Source organism: Burkholderia lata (assembly GCF_902499025.1).
GTDB classification, from domain to species: domain Bacteria; phylum Pseudomonadota; class Gammaproteobacteria; order Burkholderiales; family Burkholderiaceae; genus Burkholderia; species Burkholderia lata_C.
In genome coordinates this window covers 129682-146712 of sequence record NZ_CABVPW010000005.1, presented here as the reverse complement: position 1 = coordinate 146712, position 17031 = coordinate 129682, and the positions used below count along the sequence as shown (strand labels likewise).

14 protein-coding genes are annotated in these 17031 nt (G+C 65.6%); 2 read left to right on the top strand and 12 right to left on the bottom strand.

The window, feature by feature from the left end; all coding sequences use genetic code 11:
• Window positions 1–132 precede the first annotated feature (132 nt).
• Together BDI24065_RS06995 and BDI24065_RS06990 are read left to right on the top strand one after the other, a co-directional pair.
• A complete protein-coding gene (locus BDI24065_RS06995; RefSeq protein ID WP_175030586.1) occupies window positions 133–2457 on the top strand; it encodes a Tex family protein in 2325 nt (774 codons plus the stop codon).
• Between the two features lie 411 nt (window positions 2458–2868).
• On the top strand, window positions 2869–3897 hold the full coding sequence (locus tag BDI24065_RS06990) for a terpene synthase family protein (protein WP_175030585.1): 1029 nt from the start codon (window positions 2869–2871) through the stop codon (window positions 3895–3897).
• A 22-nt stretch (window positions 3898–3919) separates the two neighbouring features.
• Here BDI24065_RS06990 and BDI24065_RS06985 read toward each other — a convergent pair whose 3' ends face one another.
• The 12 genes from BDI24065_RS06985 to BDI24065_RS06930 form a co-directional block, all read right to left on the bottom strand.
• Window positions 3920–5836, bottom strand: a complete 1917-nt coding sequence (locus BDI24065_RS06985; RefSeq protein WP_175030584.1) for a potassium transporter Kup — start codon at window positions 5834–5836, stop codon at window positions 3920–3922.
• 276 nt (window positions 5837–6112) lie between these two features.
• On the bottom strand, window positions 6113–6709 hold the full coding sequence (locus BDI24065_RS06980) for a phosphoribosyltransferase (RefSeq protein WP_011352251.1): 597 nt from the start codon (window positions 6707–6709) through the stop codon (window positions 6113–6115).
• 7 nt (window positions 6710–6716) lie between these two features.
• Complete coding sequence (locus BDI24065_RS06975; RefSeq protein WP_124583593.1) at window positions 6717–8063, bottom strand: adenylosuccinate synthase; 1347 nt, start codon at window positions 8061–8063, stop codon at window positions 6717–6719.
• A 113-nt stretch (window positions 8064–8176) separates the two neighbouring features.
• A complete protein-coding gene (locus BDI24065_RS06970; protein ID WP_011352253.1) occupies window positions 8177–9325 on the bottom strand; it encodes an ATP phosphoribosyltransferase regulatory subunit in 1149 nt (382 codons plus the stop codon).
• Window positions 9326–9439: 114 nt separating this feature from the next.
• A complete protein-coding gene (locus tag BDI24065_RS06965) occupies window positions 9440–9631 on the bottom strand; it encodes a DUF2065 domain-containing protein (protein WP_011352254.1) in 192 nt (63 codons plus the stop codon).
• 36 nt (window positions 9632–9667) lie between these two features.
• Window positions 9668–10567, bottom strand: coding sequence for a protease modulator HflC (gene hflC, locus BDI24065_RS06960; RefSeq protein ID WP_175030583.1), 900 nt, complete (start codon window positions 10565–10567; stop codon window positions 9668–9670).
• 14 nt (window positions 10568–10581) lie between these two features.
• A complete protein-coding gene (hflK, locus tag BDI24065_RS06955; protein WP_175030582.1) occupies window positions 10582–11922 on the bottom strand; it encodes an FtsH protease activity modulator HflK in 1341 nt (446 codons plus the stop codon).
• A 47-nt stretch (window positions 11923–11969) separates the two neighbouring features.
• Window positions 11970–13145 carry a GTPase HflX gene (gene hflX, locus BDI24065_RS06950; protein WP_175030689.1) on the bottom strand — a complete coding sequence of 392 codons (1176 nt, stop codon included), beginning with the start codon at window positions 13143–13145 and terminating at the stop codon, window positions 11970–11972.
• Between the two features lie 72 nt (window positions 13146–13217).
• Entirely contained in the window at window positions 13218–13457 is a 240-nt protein-coding gene (hfq, locus tag BDI24065_RS06945) for an RNA chaperone Hfq (protein ID WP_006399927.1), read from the bottom strand.
• Between the two features lie 141 nt (window positions 13458–13598).
• A complete protein-coding gene (der, locus tag BDI24065_RS06940) occupies window positions 13599–14936 on the bottom strand; it encodes a ribosome biogenesis GTPase Der (protein ID WP_175030581.1) in 1338 nt (445 codons plus the stop codon).
• 247 nt (window positions 14937–15183) lie between these two features.
• On the bottom strand, window positions 15184–16329 hold the full coding sequence (gene bamB, locus BDI24065_RS06935) for an outer membrane protein assembly factor BamB (protein WP_175013609.1): 1146 nt from the start codon (window positions 16327–16329) through the stop codon (window positions 15184–15186).
• A gap of 41 nt (window positions 16330–16370) precedes the next feature.
• Window positions 16371–17000 carry a tetratricopeptide repeat protein gene (locus BDI24065_RS06930; RefSeq protein WP_175030580.1) on the bottom strand — a complete coding sequence of 210 codons (630 nt, stop codon included), beginning with the start codon at window positions 16998–17000 and terminating at the stop codon, window positions 16371–16373.
• Window positions 17001–17031: the final 31 nt, after the last annotated feature.

Here is a 17031-nt window from a genome sequence, read left to right as displayed (position 1 = left end):
CGCTCCGCCATTTATGGCAAAATGCCCCGCTTCACTCACCCGCGGCATCTGGCCCGTCGGGCCCGCCACGCAGCCCGCCGCTTCGGGCCTGCCGGCCCGCGCCGCGATTTCAGCAGGCAGATCATCCACGACATGACGGAAACCGTAGCACTCAAGATCGTACAGCGCATCGCCACCGAACTGTCCGTCCAGCCGCGCCAGGTCGCGGCGGCAGTGCAACTCCTCGACGAAGGCTCGACCGTTCCGTTCATTGCCCGGTACCGCAAGGAAGTGACCGGCAACCTGGACGACACGCAGTTGCGCCAGCTCGAGGAACGCCTCCTGTATCTGCGCGAACTCGAGGATCGCCGTGCGGCAATCCTGTCGAGCATCGACGAACAGGGCAAGCTGACCGACGAGCTGCGCGCCGCGATCGATGCGGCCGACAGCAAGCAGGTGCTCGAAGATCTATATCTGCCGTACAAGCCGAAGCGCCGCACGCGTGCGCAGATCGCCCGCGAGGCCGGCCTCGAGCCGCTCGCCCAGGCATTGCTCGCGAACCCGCTGCTCGACCCGCAGGCCGAGGCAGCCGCGTATGTCGACGCCGACAAGGGCGTCGCCGACGTGAAGGCCGCGCTCGACGGCGCGCGCGACATCCTGTCCGAACAGTTCGGCGAGACGGCCGAACTCCTCGGCAAGCTGCGCGACTACCTGCACAACCAGGGTGTCGTGTCGTCCGCCGTGGTCGAGGGCAAGGAACACGAGGAAGGCGAGAAATTCCGCGACTATTACGATTACGCGGAAACGATCAAGACGGTGCCGTCGCACCGCGCACTCGCGCTGTTCCGCGGCCGCAACGCCGGCGTGCTGACGGTCAAGCTCGGCCTCGGCGAAGAGCTCGACGCGCAGGTGCCGCATCCGGGCGAGGCGATGATCGCGCGCCATTTCGGCATCGCGAACCAGAACCGCCCGGCCGATAAATGGCTGTCCGACGTCTGCCGCTGGTGCTGGCGCGTGAAGGTGCAGCCGCACATCGAGAACGAACTGCTGACGCAGCTGCGCGAAACGGCCGAAACGGAAGCGATCCGCGTGTTCGCACGCAACCTGAACGACCTGCTGCTGGCCGCGCCGGCCGGCCCGAAGGCCGTGATCGGTCTCGACCCCGGCCTGCGCACCGGCGTGAAAGTCGCCGTTGTCGATCGCACCGGCAAGGTGCTGGCGACCGACACGATCTACCCGCACGAGCCGCGCCGCGACTGGGACGGCTCGATCGCCAAACTCGCGCGCATCGCCGCGCAGACGCAGGCCGAACTGATCAGCATCGGCAACGGCACCGCGTCGCGCGAAACCGACAAGCTCGCGAGCGAACTGATCGCGAAGCACCCGGAACTGCGCCTGCAGAAGATCGTCGTGTCGGAAGCGGGCGCGTCGGTTTACTCTGCTTCCGAGCTGGCCGCGAAGGAATTCCCGGAGATGGACGTGTCGCTGCGCGGCGCCGTGTCGATCGCGCGCCGCCTGCAGGATCCGCTCGCCGAGCTCGTGAAGATCGAGCCGAAGGCAATCGGCGTCGGCCAGTACCAGCACGACGTGAACCAGCGCGAACTCGCCCGCTCGCTCGACGCGGTCGTCGAGGATTGCGTGAACGCGGTCGGCGTCGACGCGAACACCGCGTCGGCCCCGCTGCTCGCCCGCGTGTCGGGTCTGAACGCGACGCTCGCGCGCAACATCGTCGACTACCGCGATGCGAACGGGCCGTTCCCGTCGCGCGAACACCTGCGCAAGGTGCCGCGCCTCGGCGACAAGACCTTCGAACAGGCCGCCGGCTTCCTGCGCATCAACGGCGGGGAGAATCCGCTCGACCGCTCGTCGGTGCACCCGGAAGCGTATCCGGTCGTCGAGCGGATGCTCGCGAAGATCAGCAAGCGCATCGACGACGTGCTCGGCAACCGCGAAGCACTGTCGGGCCTGTCCCCGACGGAGTTTGTTGACGAACGCTTCGGCCTGCCGACCGTGCGCGACATCCTGTCCGAACTGGAGAAGCCGGGCCGCGATCCGCGCCCCGAATTCAAGACCGCGACGTTCCGCGAAGGCGTCGAGAAGGTGTCGGATCTCGTGCCGGGCATGACGCTCGAAGGCGTCGTGACGAACGTCGCCGCGTTCGGCGCGTTCGTGGACATCGGCGTCCACCAGGACGGCCTCGTCCACGTATCGGCGATGTCGACGAAGTTCATCAAGGATCCGCACGAAGTCGTGAAGGCCGGCCAGGTCGTCAAGGTGAAGGTGATCGACGTCGACGTGAAGCGCCAGCGCATTGCGCTGACGATGCGTCTCGACGACGATGCGGCGCCTGCCACGTCGGCGCGCGGTGGCCAGGATCGCGGCAGCAATGCCGGGCGCGGCGCCGCCCGCCCGCAGCGTTCGCGCGAGCCGGAACCGGCCGGCGCGATGGCCGCGGCGTTCGCGAAGCTGAAGCGCTGAGCACGCGAAACGCGTCACGCACGAAAAAGCCCGCCTTCCGGCGGGCTTTTTTGTTGAGTCGTCGTACTCATTTCCAATATCCGCGATGAAAACCGAATATGCGCGTTTTCATCATCATTCCGCCACGTTTAATCGGCGAATTGAACAATCCGCGTTGTAAGATACGTTTTCTTGACGCTTCACAATCGGTACATAAAATAAATCTGCGAACGGCAGTATTTCGATGCTTCCGTAATACGCAGCGATCTTTCCGCTCAGCGGCAAGGTTCTCCGCGGCCCTCGCGCACGCCGTGCATTTCCGGCCTCCCGTCTTTCAGTCTCGCTGTTTGCAATCGATTCGCGACGCATTGCATCCGGTATTCGCCTGGCCGACAAACCGGGACGGATTCGCGAAAAATGGATCGGGGAACCATGACAGAAGACCATCTGAAAACCGAACTGGCCGCATTGCGCATTCCCGTTTTCGATGTGCCGTGGGCCGGCGCCTGTTCAACGCACGTCGAGCGAGTCGAATCGCGCATGCTCGAATGGGCCGACGCATACGGCATGTTCATCAGCGACGCCTACCGGGAACGCGTCGTGCGCACCCGATACGGCTGGCTCGCCGCGCGCTGCTACCCGAACGCCGATCCTTCCCTGCTGCAGGCGCTCGCAGATTATTTCGTGTGGTTCTTTCTCGTCGACGACCTGTTCGTCGATCGCGTGGAGCCGCTCGGCCCCGATACGTTGCGCAACCTGACCGCGATGATCGATGTGCTCGACTACGAATGTACCGGCCCCCAGCCCGTATATGGCGAGCGTGCGTGGCTCGATCTGTGTCAGCGCCTGCGCGCGCGCCTGTCGGCCGAACATTTCGCGCGCTTCGCACAAGGGATGCGGCTGTGGGCCACCACGGCCGGGCTGCAGATTCTCGGCCACCTGAAGGCCGCGCCGGTTGCAATGCCGCAATACGAAACGATCCGGCGCCACACGAGCGGGATGAATCCGTGCCTCGCGCTGGCGGACGCGGCCAATTCCGGTGCCGTCCCGCCCGATACGTTTCATCGGCCTGAGATCCAGACGCTGTGCCGGCACGCGAACCATATCGTCTGCTGGAGCAATGACATCCAGAGCGTTGGCATCGAAGCGCGCCAGCCCGGGCAGTTCCGGAACATGGTGCTGATCCGCGCGTCGAGCGGCCATACGCTGCAGGCAAGCGTCGACTACACGGCCGAGCGTGTACGCAACGAGATCACCGATTTCGTACTGTGCGCCGATGCACTCGCGCGACACGCCGACACGCGCGTGCGCGGCCTTGTCGACGGCTGCCGGTACTGGATACGCGGCTATCTGGATTGGGTTGCGCGGGATACGCAGCGCTATGCGGCTACGTTCGCGGCCGGCGATGCGGACGATCGCGGCCTGATTGCCGGGTCGGAGGACCCGGCGGCGCGCGGCTGAACGGCCCGCGCGCCGCACTCGATCAGATCTCGATCTTCGTGCCGAGCTCGACCACGCGGTTCGCCGGGATCGAGAAGAAGTCGGTCGGCTTCGCCGCGTTCTGGTGCATCCATGCGAACACGCGCTCGCGCCAGATCGACATCCCGGGCAGGTGCGTCGGCACGACCGTTTCGCGCGCGAGGAAGAACGACGTGTCCATCAGCTCGAACGTCATGTCGTGCGTGCGGCCGAATTCCTCGAGCACGGCCTTCACGTCCGGCGTCTCGTTGAAGCCGTACTCGGCCTTGACGATGTACAGCCCGCCGCCCGCATCGCGCGAAGTCTGGCGCTTGTCGTCGCGCACGTAAGGGATGTCGCGCGTGACGAACGTGAGGAAAATGGTCCGCTCGTGCAGCACCTTGTTGTGCTTCAGGTTGTGCAGCAGGCTGACGGGCACGAGCTTGTCGTTGCCGGTCAGGTAGATCGCCGTACCCGACACGCGGTGCGGCGGATGCGCGAGCAGCCCCTGCAGGAACGGCTCGAGCGGAATACCGTCGGCGGCCGTGCGCTCCTTGACGATGTGACGCCCCTTGTACCAGGTCATCAGCAGGAAGAACAGCAGCGCGCCGATGCCGAGCGGCAGCCAGCCGCCCTGCGCGACCTTCAGCAGGTTCGCACCGAAGAAGCCGAGGTCGACCGCGAGGAACACCGCGATGATCGCGCCGACCAGCAGCCGGTTCCAGTTCCACACCTTCACCATCACGACCGCGGCGAGCACGGTCGTAATCACCATCGTCGCCGTCACCGCGATACCGTACGCGGCCGCCAGGTTGTCGGAGCTCTTGAAGCCGATGACGATGCAGAGGATCACGAACAGCAGCAGCCAGTTCACGACCGGCACGTAGATCTGGCCGATCGCGAGTTCCGACGTATGCAGCACCTTCATGCGCGGCACGTAGCCGAGCTGGATAGCCTGCGACGTCAGCGAATACGCGCCCGAGATCACTGCCTGCGACGCGATCACGGTCGCGACCGTCGACAGCACGACGAGCGGCAGCAGCCCCCAATCGGGTGCCAGCAGGAAGAACGGGTTCTCGATCGCCTTCGGGTTCTGGATCAGCAGCGCGCCCTGGCCGAAGTAGTTCAGCACGAGCGACGGCATCACGAGCCCGTAGGCGGCAATGCGGATCGGCTTCGCGCCGAAGTGGCCCATGTCCGCGTAGAGCGCTTCCGCGCCGGTCAGCACCAGCACGACCGAGCCGAGCACGACGTAGGCCTGCAGCAGGTGATCGGCCATGAACGACGCCGCGTAATACGGGTTGATGGCCGCCATGATGCCCGGCACGCGCGCGATGTGGTACACGCCGAGCGCCGCGATCACGATGAACCACAACACCATGATCGGGCCGAACAGCTTGCCGACCAGCGCGGTACCGTGACGTTGAATCCAGAACAGCGCGATCAGGATCACGATCGTGATCGGCAACACGAGATGGGACAGGTGCGGCGTCGCGATTTCGAGACCTTCGACCGCCGACATCACCGAGATCGCCGGCGTGATCACCGCGTCGCCGTAGAACATGCAGGCGCCGAAGATGCCGAGCGCCATCAGTGCGCCCGTCACGCGGGATTTCGAGTTGAGCGGCCGCAGCGACAGCGCCATCAGCGCGAGCACGCCGCCTTCGCCGTTGTTGTCGGCCCGCATCACGAACAGCAGGTACTTGATGCCGACCACCAGGATGATTGCCCAGAACAGCAGCGAAATCACGCCGAGAATCGATCCTTCGGTGAGCGGAATGCCGTGTGCGGGGCTGAACGCCTCCTTGAGCGAATACAGCGGACTGGTGCCGATGTCGCCGAACACGACGCCGATGGCTGCTATCGCTAGCGCCCGCATCGAGTGTTGTTGCGTCGAATGCGGCGCGTGTGCTGCGTCGGTCGCTTGGATCGTGTCGTTCATATGAAGCGTAATAATCGGGTCCGGGTCGGACAAAACGAGCGCTATTCTACTCGCGCCCCCGTGAAACGCCGCCCTGCTCTGTTGCCTTGTAACCACGTGATTCACACCGCGCATGCAATCCGGCGCGAGCTGTGGCAGGGCTGCCAATCATAGCCGCGGCAGCGCCGTCTGCCTACCTGATCCGCGGCATGCGCGACGCCGGCGCGCATGCCGCCCCAATGAAAAACGGCGCCGCAAGCGGCGCCGTACAAGGCTTTCCTTCGATCGGCCGGCCGCTTACGCGCCCGAACCGTCGCGCTGTGCGCGACCGCGCTTGATCCACGCCTCGAGGTTGTGCGGGCGAACCGTGTCCCACTCCTCGAACGGCTGATGAATCCACGGATTCGTCGGCAGGAACTGCGTGTGATAGTCGGGCTTGACCTTCGAGCAACCCTTGTACCAGAGAACGGCCGAGCGCACGGCCGTCACCGACGGATAGCGCTCCTTCAGGTGCTCCTGCACGCGCGCAAGCGTGACGCCCGAATCGACGAGATCGTCGACCAGCAGCACGTTGCCCGCCAGGTTGCCGCGCGTCATCGTGATGTACTGCGCGATGTCGAGGTCACCCTGCTCCGTGCCGGCCGCTTCCCGGTAAGAACTCGTCGCGAGGATCGCGAGCGGCACGTCGTAGATGCGCGACAGTTGATCGCCGACGCGCAGGCCGCCGCGCGCGAGGCACAGGATCTGGTCGAACTTCCAGCCCGATGCATGCACCTGGAGCGCGAGCAGCTCGATCAGACGGTGATACTCGTCCCAACCTACCCACAGGTTCTTGTCGTCGTTGCGCGGATCGGTCATCAAGTCTGCCGCCGTCATCGTGATTTGCTGCGTCATCTGGACATTACACCTTGAACGGATGGCGGAGCAGGATCGTTTCGTCGCGGTCCGGGCCCGTCGACACCATGTCGACCGGCACGCCAGCCACTTCCTGGACGCGGGTCAGGTAAGCCTGCGCGTTCGCCGGCAGTGCTTCCCACGTCTTGATGCCGACCGTGCTTTCCTTCCAGCCGGCAAACGTTTCGTACACGGGCTCGCAACGGGCCACGTCGGCGGCACCGCGCGGCAGGATGTCCGCATCCTTGCCGTCGATCTTGTAGCCGACGCACAGCTTGACTTCGTCGAGACCGTCGAGCACGTCGAGCTTCGTCATGCACAGGCCCGACACGCCGTTGATCTGGATCGAGCGACGCAGCGCGGCTGCGTCGAGCCAGCCCGTGCGGCGCGGACGGCCGGTGACCGAGCCGAATTCCTTGCCGACGTTCGCGAGCGTGACGCCGACCTGATCCTGACGCTGCGGATTGTCCGCATCGTACAGTTCGCTCGGGAACGGGCCCGAGCCGACGCGCGTGCAATACGCCTTCGTGATGCCAAGGATGTAGTTGAGCTTCTGCGGACCGACGCCCGCGCCAGCCGACGCCGCACCTGCAACGCAGTTGCTCGACGTGACGAACGGATAGGTGCCGTGATCGATGTCGAGCAGCGTGCCTTGTGCGCCTTCGAACAACAGGTTCTGGCCCGCATTGTTCACGTCGTACAGGCGGCGCGACACGTCGGCCACCATCGGCTTCAGACGATCGGCATAACCGAGCATCGTGTCGAGCGTGGCCTGGAAATCGACGGCCGCGGCGCCCAGGTACTGGGTCAGCACGAAGTTGTGGAAATCGAGGTTTTCGCGCAGGCGGTCGGCGAAGGTCTTCGCGTCGAACAGGTCCTGCACGCGCAGTGCGCGGCGGCCGACCTTGTCTTCGTACGCAGGGCCGATGCCGCGGCCCGTCGTACCGATCTTGCCCGCGCCCTTGCGCGCTTCGCGCGCCTGGTCGATCGCGATGTGGTACGGCAGGATCAGCGTCGTGGCTTCGGAAATGAACAGGCGGTCGCGCACGTTCACGCCGGCTTCTTCCAGCTCGCCGATTTCCTTGAACAGTGCTTCGGGGGACAGGACGACGCCGTTGCCGATGTAGCAGGCGACGCCTTCACGCATGATGCCCGACGGAATGAGGCGCAAGATCGTTTTCTTGCCGCCGATGATGAGGGTGTGGCCGGCGTTGTGACCGCCCTGGAAACGCACGACGCCCTGAGCGTGGTCCGTCAGCCAGTCGACGATCTTGCCCTTGCCTTCATCACCCCATTGCGTTCCCACGACGACGACATTGCGCCCGGGAGTCACGTTCACTGCGCTGGCAGACATGTTGATTCGTTAGCTGGTTAAAAACGTATTCTACCTATGTTCGCGGGCGATTCCGAATTTTTCCGTTTTGCTTCAACGATATGCACGCCGAAGCACATCCCGCGAACGCCTGTTTATCGGGGTTCGACCACCCATGCTCCGTTGCGCTCGACGAGCGAACGGTCGCAGGCGAACTCGTCGAGCACATGATCGTGGCCCGGCAGCGCCTGGATCACGACCTCGCCCGCATCGCGCAGCGCCGCAACGGCCGCGCTCAGTGCGTCGTCCTGCGCCCACGGCGCGAGAATCGCGGTGCCGCGCGCCTCGACCGGCGAAATCCGTGCGAGCTCGCGCAGGTCGAGCGAGAAACCCGTGGCCGGACGGGCACGGCCATACGCCTGGCCGACGTGGTCGTAGCGGCCGCCCCGCGCGATCGCGTTCGGCACGCCGTCGATGTAGGCGCTGAACATCGCACCGCTGTGATACGCGTAGCCGCGCAGGTCACCAAGATCGATCGCCACCTCGGCACCCTTCGCCTGCGCCGCGAGCTGCGCCAGATCGTCGAGCGCCCGCGTGATTTCGGGCAGCACCGGCAAGCGCGTGCGCGCCTCGGCGAGCACGCTCGCGTCGCCATAGAGGTGCGGCAACGCGCGCAGCGCGGCGCGCGTATCGGCGCCGAGATCGTCGGTGAGCTCATTCAGCAGCGGCACGTCCTTGCCCGACAGCGCGTCGTACAGCGACTCGCCGCGCTCGGCCGCCTGCGCGTCGCGCGCCAGCAGCGCCGCGAGCACGCCCGCGTGGCCGAGATCGAGACGGATGCGCGACAGGCCCGCGAGATGCAGTGCATCGAGCATCAGTTGCTGGATTTCGAGATCGGCCTCCAGCCCGGCATGCCCGTAGATTTCAGCGCCGATCTGGATCTGCTCGCGCGTCGCGTGCAGGCCGCGCGGACGCGTATGCATCACGTGGCCCGCATAGCAAAGACGCGTCACGCCCTGACGGTTCAACAGGTGCGCGTCGATCCGCGCGACCTGCGGCGTGATGTCCGCGCGCAGGCCGAGCGTACGGCCCGACAGCTGGTCGACCAGCTTGAAGGTGCGCAGGCGCAGGTCGGCGCCGCCGCTCGTCAGCAGCGACTCGAGATACTCGAGCAGCGGCGGCATCACCATTTCGTAGCCATACGAACGGAAGCGGTCGAGCAGCCTGCGGCGCAGCTCCTCGATCTTGCGCGCTTCCGACGGCAGTACGTCGGCGATATTCTCGGGAAGTAACCAGGTCGACATCGGTACGGTCCTACGACGGGAAACAGCGCGCGACACGCGCGCCGCGATGTGAATCGGAAATTCTGAAATCGGGCGGGACGAACGGCGGATAAGCCGTCCGGATCAGGTCTCCGGTCAGGTGGCGAGCAGCAGCAGTATGAGCCCGAGCACCATCACGATCAGCCCGCCGATCCGGATATGATGCGGCGGCCGCTCAGCTATTCTACGAAACGTGTCGCGCCAGGCGACGGGAAACACGAAGGGGAACGCCCCCTCGATGATCAGCATCAGCGCTACTGCGAGCAACAACGAGCCAGCCAGGTCCATGCGAGCGACGGCGCCGCTCGACGCGGCGCCCCAAGGTCAATGTTTGCGGGGAGCAGGCGCCGCCGGTGCGGCACCGCCCGTCGGGCTGCGCATGAAGCGGAAGAATTCGCTGTCGGGATCGACGACGATGATGTCGTTGCGCTTGAACGTGTTCCGGTAAGCCTGCAGGCTCGCGTAGAACTGGTAGAACTGCGGATCGCGGCCGAACGCGTCGGCGGCAATCGTCGCGGCCTTCGCGTCGCCCTCGCCCTTGATCGTCTGTGCGGATTTATACGCATTCGCGAGCACGGCCTGCTGTTCGCGTTCGGCGTCGGCCTTGATCTGCTCGACGTCGGACGCGCCTTCGGCACGCACCTGTGCTGCCTGGTCGCGCAGCGCGCCGATCATCCGCTGATAGACGGCGTCGGTCTGCGCGGCCGGCAAGTCGACGCGCGTCAGCTGGACGTCGACTACGTCGACACCAAAACCGGATGCCTTCGCCTTCACTTCGTCACGGGCTGCATCGGCGATCGCACGCTGGCCGCCGAGCGCGTCGTCGAGCGCGCGCTTGCCGAACGCGTCGCCGAGTGCGCTCTTCAGCGCACCGGCCAGACGGTCGCCGGCTGCCGCCGGGTCGCCACCCGTCACCGTGAAATACTTCATCGGATCGCTGATCCGGTACTTCACCGCGTAGGAGACGAGCAGGTCGTGCTTGTCTTGCGTTGCCAGTTGCAGCGGATCCGACGACTCGAGCGATTGCAGGCGCGTGTCGATCAGCGTGGCCGTCTGCAGCGGCGGCGGCAATTTGAAATGGATGCCGGGGCCCGCCAGTTCGGGCTGCGCGCCATCACGCCCCGACAGCACGGCCGTATGGCGCGGATCGACTGTAAGGACTGTCGAGGATGCCGCGAAGGCAACGATCACGATTGCGACGACGAGCGCAATGATTCGGTTCATGTTCTGCGCTCCCGTTACTTCAGATCGTCTTCGCGCGACCGGCTGCGAAACGCCTCACGCGATCGCAGCACGTCGTTGCCCGACGCCGCCACAGCCGACGCAGCGCTCGCGGGTGCCGCTGCAGCCGGCGCGACAGCCGCCGGTGCCGACGCCGCATCGGGTGCGGATGCACCAGTGGACGCCGCGGCGTTTTGTCGCCCCTGCTCGACGAGCTTGTCGAGCGGCAGATACACGACGCTGTTGCCACCCTTGTTGCCGACGAACACCTTCGTCGAGTTCGAATAGATTTCCTGCATCGTCTCGAGATACATCCGCTCGCGGATCACCGCCGGCGCCTTCGAGTACTGCGCATAGACCTGCTTGAAACGGTCCGCATCGCCTTCGGCTTCCGTGACCACGCGATCGGCATACGCCTTCGCTTCGTCGACGAGCTTCGCGCCATCGCCCTGCGCCTTCGGCAGCAGGTCGTTGGCATACGCCTGCGCGGCGCGCTTCGCGGCCTCGCGCTCTTCGCGTGCCTTCGCGACTTCACCGTACGCGGCTTGCGTCTGCTCGGGCGCCGCAACGCTCTGCATCGTGACGGCCGTCACCTCGAGCCCCGACTGGTAGCGATCGAGATCGCGCTGGATCGCGGCGGAGAGCTGCTCGCGCAGCGCGTCGCGGTCCTGGTTCAGCACGTCGGCCGCACTGCGCGTGCCGACGATCGCACGCACCGCGGCCTGGGCGGCCTGCGACACGCTGCGCTCGGGGTCGACGCTGCGGAACAGGTAATCGGTCGCGGAACGGATCCGGTACTGGACGATGAAGCGCACGTCGACGATGTCGGCATCGCGCGTCAGCATCGCCGCTTCCTTCACGTTCGCGAGACGCACGACGTTGTTGCGGCCGATCTCGATCGAGCGGACCTGCGACGTGTCGACGATCTCGTGCGACGCGAACGGATACGGCGCGCGCCAGTGCACGCCCTGGCCGACCGTGCCCGACAGCTTGCCGAGCTGCAGCACGACGCCCGTCTGGCCGTCCTGCACGACGAACAGCCCGCTGCCCGCGTAGACCGCGACCAGCACGCCGATCACGATGCCGACGCCGACTCGCGCGGCTCGCCCGTTGTCAGGACGGAAACCGTTGCCGCCCTTGCCGCCGAACAGGCCGTTCAGGCGCCGGTTGAAATTGCGCCACATCTCGTCGAGATCGGGCGGACCATCGCCGTCGCCGCCTTGCGGGCGCTTCGATTCGTTCGGGCGGGGACGGGATCCGTCTTTGCCATTGCCTTCGCCGCGTCCCCAGCGGGGATCGTTGATCGACAGCAAGGCGCGCATCCGCCGCCAGGTACTCCGCTCGTTGTATTCGTTCACCAGAGTTTGTTCACCAGATTAGACGCCGGCGAACCGGCCGGGACCGGTTAGCGCCCGTGTTCGGAAATCGTGTGGTCTTCGTGTGGTTCAGCGGGGGCGCCGTCGAGCGCGACGTCGGGTAACGTCGCGCCGGAAAGGTGTTCCGCGGAGGCGATTTCGGCGATGGCGGCACGCAACGCGTCAAGACCCTGACCGGTGCGCGCGCTCAAAAAGACGCGCGAAATATTACCATACTCGTCCCGCTCGACCGCGTCGCCGCGGGCCGCCAGCTCAGGCACGGCGTCGATCTTGTTGAACACCAGCACCTGCCGGATCGTGTCCGCACCGATCTCGTGCAGTACGCCATTGACCTGCTCGATCTGCTCGAGCCTGACCGCGCTCGACGCATCGACCACGTGCAGCAGCAGATCCGCGTGGATCGTTTCCTCGAGAGTCGCGCGGAATGCAGCGACCAGCTGGTGAGGCAACTCGCGGATGAACCCGACGGTATCCGACACGACGATCTGGCCCACCTCGTCGCCGAGGTACACGCGCCGCGACGTCGTATCGAGCGTGGCGAACAGCTGATCGGCCGCGTAGGCCTGGGCTTTCGTCAACGCATTGAACAGCGTCGACTTGCCCGCGTTCGTATAGCCGACGAGCGACACCGACATCGTGCCGCTGCGCGCGCGCTGCCGGCGTTGCGTGCTGTGTTGCCGGCGCAGCCGGTCGAGACGCGACTTCAGCATCTTGATGCGTTCGCCGATCAGCCGGCGGTCGGTTTCGAGCTGGGTTTCGCCAGGGCCGCGCAGTCCGATACCACCCTTCTGCCGTTCAAGGTGGGTCCACGCGCGAATGAGCCGCGTCGACAGGTACTGAAGCTGCGCGAGTTCGACCTGCAGCTTGCCTTCGTGGCTGCGGGCACGCTGTGCAAAGATGTCGAGGATGAGGCTGGTGCGATCGACCACGCGCCTGTTAAGTGCCTGCTCCAGATTACGTTGCTGGGCTGGCGCAAGCGCGTGATTGAAGATGACGATTTCGACGTTGTGCGCGTCGCAGGCGAGCCGGAGTTCTTCGGCTTTGCCGCTGCCGATGAACATCTTGGCATCGGGACTGGAGCGACGACCCGTGAGGGTGACTGCGGGACGGGCCCCCGCGCTGGAGGCGAGAAGACTGAGTTCTTCGAGACTGGCTTCGAAATCGGTCTTGCCGAAATCGATGCCGACGAGCGCTGCGTTGATCAAATTTTCAGGTGTCAAGATAAGGCGGCTGGCATCGGTCGCTCGCGGCGACCGGATGCCGGCCGCTGCGATAGGTTAGGACGAGGCTTCCGCGTCCGGGTGGAAATTCACCGGGCGCGCCGGCACGACCGTCGAGATGGCGTGCTTGTACACCATCTGGGTCACCGTATTACGGAGCAACACGACGTACTGGTCGAACGATTCAATGTTCCCTTGAAGCTTGATGCCGTTGACGAGGTAGATCGAAACGGGAACGTGCTCTTTGCGCAGTGCGTTCAAAAACGGGTCTTGTAACAATTGCCCTTTGTTGCTCATGGCGTACTCCATCTTTTTTTGCAGGTTGATCTGGATTGGCGGCGAAGAAAAAGAGATCCGGCGCCAATCGCTACACTATAGCCGATTTTGCCTGCCCCGCCCGGGCGTAGGCCATGCGGCCTAGCCCTTGCGGGGCGTGCTTCAGCCCTTGTCCGCGTACGGGTTGTTCGACGAACGGAACTCTATGCGCAATGGAGTCCCGGTGAGTGAGAAAGTTTCGCGGAATCGGTTTTCCAGGTAACGCTTGTACGTTTCGGTCACCGCATCGAGCGCGTTACCGTGGATGACAATCAACGGTGGATTCTGGCCGCCCTGGTGCGCGTAGCGCAGCTTCGGACGCACCGGGCCGCGACGACGCGGCTGCTGGAACTCGACGGCCTCGATCAGCGCGCGCGTGAGCTTCGGCGTCGGCAGCTTCGCCATTGCCGCCGCGTACGCGTCGTCGACCGAGCGCATCAGCGCGCCGATGCCGGTCTTCTTCGCGGCCGAAATGTAGTGCGATTTCGCGAAGTCGAGGAATTTGAGCTTGCGGGTCAAATCCGCTTTCGCGCGATCGCGCGCATGCTCGTCGAGGCCGTCCCACTTGTTGACGCCGATCACGAGCGCGCGGCCCTGCTCGACGACGAAGCCGGCGATGTGTGCGTCCTGGTCGGAAATGTCCTGCTGCGCATCCAGCAGAAGAATGACGACGTTCGCGTCGGAGATCGACTGCAGCGTCTTCACGACCGAGAATTTCTCGATCGCCTCGAACACCTTGCCACGGCGGCGCAGGCCGGCCGTGTCGATCAGCGTGTATTTCTTGCCGTTACGCTCGAAGTCGACGTAGATCGAATCGCGCGTCGTACCCGGCATGTCGAACGCGATCACGCGATCTTCGCCGATCAGCGCGTTCACGAGCGTCGACTTGCCCACGTTCGGACGGCCGACGATCGCGATCTTGATGCCGCGCGACGGGTCGTCCTCGTCCGCTTCCTCCGGCTGACCCGCGTACGCGACTTCCAGCGCCTCGTTGATCATGTCGGTGACGCCGTCGCCGTGCGCGGCCGAGATCGCGCGCGGATCGCCGAGCCCGAGCTCGTAGAAGTCCGTCGCGACCGCCGTGTACTTCATCCCCTCGGCCTTGTTGACGACCAGGAAGATCGGCCGGCCGGTCTTGCGCAGGTAGTCGGCGATCGACTTGTCCTGCGGCGCGAGCCCGTTGCGGCCGTCGACGATGAACACGACGACGTCGGCTTCCTCGACGGCCTGCCGCGTCTGGCGCGCCATCTCGTGCAGGATGCCGTCCTTCGCGACGGGCTCGAAGCCGCCCGTATCGACGACCAGGTAAGGCCGCTCGCCGACGCGCCCTTCGCCGTAATGGCGATCGCGCGTCAGGCCTGGCAAGTCGGCAACCAGCGCATCACGCGAGCGCGTGAGCCGGTTGAACAGCGTGGATTTCCCCACATTGGGGCGCCCAACGAGGGCAATGACCGGTTTCATCTGTGTTTTCTACGGTGAAGCGCAGCAGCGGGAGGCCCGCTGCTGCGGGCGGCTGCGCTGAATGAAAATATCACGAATTCGCGCCGCGCCGGATGCGCGCGCCTGGCGCGCGTTGCGCGCCATCGTCTTTCGTCTCGAACTGCCTTTCAAATACCGAGCGGCCGGGAGCACCGGCCGCCTTCAAGTCGCACGGCCGCGGCGCGCGGGACAAGCCCGTCGCGCCGCGGCCGCGCCTGTTTCCTGCGCGTCAGCGCGGACGGAATCCGTACAGGCCGCCGTCCTTCGTCTGCACGACGAGCGTATTGCCCGCGAGGACCGGTGCCGCCGTAATCGCGCTGCCGTCGGTCTTCATCCGTGCGATGAAGCTGCCGTCTTCGCGCGACAGGAAGTGCACGAAGCCCTTGTAATCGCCCATCACGACCGCGTGCCCGAGCAGATACGGCACGCCGACGTCACGGCTCTTCAGCTTGTCGTTGCGCCACAGCTGGTTGCCCGAGGCGGCGTCGTACGCCGTCACGACCGACCAGTCGTCGCCGCCGGCGACCACCGAATCGTCCTGCGCGAGGCCGCTACGGCTCGAGAACGCCTTTTCCCACAGCGGGCGGCCCGAGTTCGCATCGAAGCAGCCGAGCTGACCCTGGAACGTCACCGCGCAGGCTTCCGCGCCCACGAGCGTCGGCGGGCCGCTGACGTCGTTGATGCGCTCGACCTCGGTCACGCCCTTCGGGAACGACACCGGCGTCTGCCAGAACGGCTCGCCCGTCTGCAGGTTGATCGCGACCAGCCCGCCGCCCGGGAAGCCCGCCAGCACCGCCGCGTCACCCGCGAACGTCATGCCGGCCGACACGCGCAGGTTCAGCGGCACCGCGCGGTTGCGGTAGTTCCACTTCTGTTCGCCCGTCTGCGCGTCGAACGCGATCACCTGGCCGTCGATCGTGCGGACGACCACGAGGCCGTTGCCCACGAGCGGCGGCGAGAAGATCTCGCCCTGCACGCTGGTTTTCCACAGTTGCTTGCCGTCCGGGCCCAGCACGAACACGCCACCCTTCAGCGCACCGACCGCGGTCAGGTTGCCGTCGCTGCCGACACCGGCCGACAGGTCGGAGCCGACCTTCGCGCGCCAGAGCGTCTGGCCCGTCTTCGCGTCGATCTTCTCGACCGAACCGTTTTCGCCCGCCGCATAGACGGCGTCGCCCACGGCCACCGGCGAGAACAGGTAGCGCCCGCCCTTGCCGACGCTCGCCTTCCAGACCTGTTGCACGTCCATCACGGGCTTGAACTCGGTGAGCGGCGTCGGCACGCGGCGCGCGTCCTTCGACGACGAGCAGGCCGCCAATGCGAGGACAGCCGCCGCGCAGGCAACGGGCACAGCGTAACGTTTCAGCAAATTCATCGGTTAGCGAAGCAGAGTTAAGAGGTTGAGGGGACCGGGGTTCAGCCGCCGAGCGCGTCCAGCTTGAACTGCACGAGCTGACGCGCAGACTGGTCGTCCTTCGACAGGCCGTCGAGCGCGAGCTTGTAAGCGGCGCGCGCGTCGTCGGTCTTGCCTTGCGCGGCAAGCAGATCGCCGCGGCGATCGGCCACGAGGCCCTTGAATGCATCGACCGGCGTGCCCGACAGCAGCGCGAGGCCCGCGTCGTACGCCTTCTCGTCGAGCAGCAGCGACGCGAGCCGCAGCTTCGCGATCTGCTTGTACTCGTCATCCTTGGCGTGATCGACGGCCCATTGCAGCTGCGCCTTCGCACCTGCCGCGTCGCCGGCTGCGTACAGCGTCTTCGCAGCGGAAAGCGCCGTCATCTGCGCATACGGCGTGCTGCCGAACTTGTCTTCCATGTCGGCGGCCGCGCGAGCCATCGTCGCCTTGTCGTTCGCGGCGGCAGCCTTCTGGACCTGCTCGTACAGCCCGGACGCCTCGGCGGCCTGACGGCGCTGCCAGTAGTTCCAGCCGTTGAAACCGGCCGCGACGACGAGCGCCGCGAGCACGATCCACGTGGTGAGGTTGCCCCAGCGGGCCCACCACGCCTTGACACTTTCAATCGATTCTTGTTCGTCGTGATAACTCATCGGCGAGCGATTCCTTCCTGTTCAGGCTTTT

Coding starts and splice junctions, on each gene's coding strand:
- BDI24065_RS06995 (WP_175030586.1), top strand. CDS start 133: ATGACGGAAACCGTAGCACTCAAGATCGTACAGCGCATCGCCACCGAA.
- BDI24065_RS06990 (WP_175030585.1), top strand. CDS start 2,869: ATGACAGAAGACCATCTGAAAACCGAACTGGCCGCATTGCGCATTCCC.
- BDI24065_RS06985 (WP_175030584.1), bottom strand. CDS start 5,836: ATGAACGACACGATCCAAGCGACCGACGCAGCACACGCGCCGCATTCG.
- BDI24065_RS06980 (WP_011352251.1), bottom strand. CDS start 6,709: ATGACGCAGCAAATCACGATGACGGCGGCAGACTTGATGACCGATCCG.
- BDI24065_RS06975 (WP_124583593.1), bottom strand. CDS start 8,063: ATGTCTGCCAGCGCAGTGAACGTGACTCCCGGGCGCAATGTCGTCGTC.
- BDI24065_RS06970 (WP_011352253.1), bottom strand. CDS start 9,325: ATGTCGACCTGGTTACTTCCCGAGAATATCGCCGACGTACTGCCGTCG.
- BDI24065_RS06965 (WP_011352254.1), bottom strand. CDS start 9,631: ATGGACCTGGCTGGCTCGTTGTTGCTCGCAGTAGCGCTGATGCTGATC.
- hflC (WP_175030583.1), bottom strand. CDS start 10,567: ATGAACCGAATCATTGCGCTCGTCGTCGCAATCGTGATCGTTGCCTTC.
- hfq (WP_006399927.1), bottom strand. CDS start 13,457: ATGAGCAACAAAGGGCAATTGTTACAAGACCCGTTTTTGAACGCACTG.
- der (WP_175030581.1), bottom strand. CDS start 14,936: ATGAAACCGGTCATTGCCCTCGTTGGGCGCCCCAATGTGGGGAAATCC.
- bamB (WP_175013609.1), bottom strand. CDS start 16,329: ATGAATTTGCTGAAACGTTACGCTGTGCCCGTTGCCTGCGCGGCGGCT.
- BDI24065_RS06930 (WP_175030580.1), bottom strand. CDS start 17,000: ATGAGTTATCACGACGAACAAGAATCGATTGAAAGTGTCAAGGCGTGG.